The following is a 2,790-nucleotide window of genomic DNA, read 5'->3' as shown; positions in this document are numbered from 1 at the left end:
TAAGTTCGGCGGTGTCCTACTCTCCCACAACCCTTCGGTTGCAGTACCATCGGCGCTATCAGGCTTAGCTTCCGGGTTCGGAATGGGACCGGGCGTTTCCCTGACGCTAAAACCACCGAAACACTCCGAAACAACACACACGCAACATGAATCACGTGTGGTGTTTCAGAACCGTAGAGTGGATGCGCAACATCTTCGTAGACAAGTCCTCGGCCTATTAGTACCAGTCAACTCGACAACACATTACTGTGCTTCCATTTCTGGCCTATCAACCCAATAGTCTGTTGGGGGCCTTAACCCACAAAGGGGTGGGATACCTCATCTTGGAACAGGCTTCCCGCTTAGATGCCTTCAGCGGTTATCCCTTCCGAACGTAGCCAACCAGCCATGCCCCTGGCGGGACAACTGGCACACCAGAGGTTCGTCCGTCCCGGTCCTCTCGTACTAGGGACAGCCTTCCGCAAGTATCCTACGCGCGCGGCGGATAGGGACCGAACTGTCTCACGACGTTCTAAACCCAGCTCGCGTGCCGCTTTAATGGGCGAACAGCCCAACCCTTGGGACCTACTCCGGCCCCAGGATGCGACGAGCCGACATCGAGGTGCCAAACCATGCCGTCGATATGGACTCTTGGGCAAGATCAGCCTGTTATCCCCGGGGTACCTTTTATCCGTTGAGCGACACCCCTTCCACCAGGTGGTGCCGGATCACTAGTCCCGACTTTCGTCCCTGCTCGACATGTCTGTCTCACAGTCAAGCTCCCTTGTGCACTTGCACTCAACACCTGATTGCCAACCAGGCTGAGGGAACCTTTGGGCGCCTCCGTTACTCTTTAGGAGGCAACCGCCCCAGTTAAACTACCCATCAGGCACTGTCCCTGAACCAGATCATGGCCCGAGGTTCAGATTCCCAATTCGACCAGAGTGGTATTTCAACAACGACTCCACCACAACTAGCGTTGCAGCTTCACAGTCTCCCACCTATCCTACACAAGCCGAACCGAAAACCAATACCAAACTATAGTAAAGGTCCCGGGGTCTTTCCGTCCTGCCGCGCGTAACGAGCATCTTTACTCGTAGTGCAATTTCGCCGGGCCTGTGGTTGAGACAGCCGGAAAGTCGTTACGCCATTCGTGCAGGTCGGAACTTACCCGACAAGGAATTTCGCTACCTTAGGATGGTTATAGTTACCACCGCCGTTTACTGGCGCTTAAATTCTCAGCTTCACCCCCGAAGGGATTAACCGGTCCTCTTAACGTTCCAGCACCGGGCAGGCGTCAGTCCATATACATCGTCTTGCGACTTCGCATGGACCTGTGTTTTTAGTAAACAGTCGCTTTCCGCTGGTCTCTGCGGCCACCCACCCCTAGTCCGTAAAGGACTTCAGGATGTTTGGCCCCCCTTCTCCCGAAGTTACGGGGGCATTTTGCCGAGTTCCTTAACCACAGTTCACCCGATCGCCTTGGTATTCTCTACCTGACCACCTGTGTTGGTTTGGGGTACGGGCCGTGCATGCACTCACTAGAGGCTTTTCTCGGCAGCATAGGATCACTCTACTTCGCCTCAAACGGCTACGCATCACGTCTCAGAGTATATAAAGCACGGATTTGCCTATGCTTTCTCCTACACGCTTACACCAGGACAACCATCGCCTGGCGGAGCTACCTTCCTGCGTCACCCCATCGCTTGACTACTACGAAATCAGGTCCCACGCTCCACAACACCCACTAAGCCCGAAGGCTTCGCAGATGCGCTTTGGGTGGTTAGTATCAAACGCCTCGCCATGGGCGCACATGCTCGGGTACGGGAATATCAACCCGTTGTCCATCGACTACGCCTGTCGGCCTCGCCTTAGGTCCCGACTTACCCTGGGCGGATTAGCCTGGCCCAGGAACCCTTGGTCATCCGGCGGCAGAGTTTCTCACTCTGCATTCGCTACTCATGCCTGCATTCTCACTCCCACACCCTCCACCACTGGTTTCCACCGCGGCTTCACTGGATGCAGGACGCTCCCCTACCCATCAACACGACTACACAAGAACTACAAGAGTCCAAGCGGATCTATTGTGTCAATGACACAGCTTCGGCGGTGTGCTTAAGCCCCGCTACATTGTCGGCGCAGGACCACTTGACCAGTGAGCTATTACGCACTCTTTCAAGGGTGGCTGCTTCTAAGCCAACCTCCTGGTTGTCTGGGCAATCCCACATCCTTTCCCACTGAGCACACACTTAGGGGCCTTAGCTGGTGTTCTGGGCTGTTTCCCTCTCGACGACGAAGCTTATCCCCCGCCGTCTCACTGCCGCACTCTCACACCACGGTATTCGGAGTTTGGTTGATTTCGGTAACCCGGTAAGGCCCCTAGACCATCCAGTAGCTCTACCCCCGTGGTGAAACATGCGACGCTGCACCTAAATGCATTTCGGGGAGAACCAGCTATCACGGAGTTTGATTGGCCTTTCACCCCTACCCACAGCTCATCCCCTCAGTTTTCAACCTAAGTGGGTTCGGGCCTCCACGACGTCTTACCGTCGCTTCACCCTGGCCATGGGTAGATCACTCCGCTTCGGGTCTAGACCACGCGACTCAAACGCCCTATTCAGACTCGCTTTCGCTACGGCTACCCCACACGGGTTAACCTCGCCACGCAGCACTAACTCGCAGGCTCATTCTTCAAAAGGCACGCCATCACCCAACAAGTGAGCTCTGACGGCTTGTAGGCACACGGTTTCAGGTACTCTTTCACTCCCCTCCCGGGGTACTTTTCATCTTTCCCTCACGGTACTAGTCCGC

At 55.4% G+C, this 2,790-nt stretch carries 2 rRNA genes (1 of these 2 running past the window's edge); both read right to left on the bottom strand.

What is annotated here, in order from left to right:
* Nucleotides 1-3: 3 nt before the first annotated feature.
* Nucleotides 4-120 (bottom strand): 5S ribosomal RNA (gene rrf, locus AB0F15_RS44845).
* Between the two features lie 77 nt (nucleotides 121-197).
* Nucleotides 198-2,790, bottom strand: a 23S ribosomal RNA gene (locus AB0F15_RS44840); it runs 533 nt beyond the window's last position.

This window comes from Amycolatopsis sp. NPDC026612 (genome assembly GCF_040638285.1).
Lineage (GTDB): Bacteria > Actinomycetota > Actinomycetes > Mycobacteriales > Pseudonocardiaceae > Amycolatopsis.
Note: the sequence above shows the minus strand (reverse complement) of the source record. Positions and strands in the feature narration are given on the sequence as shown.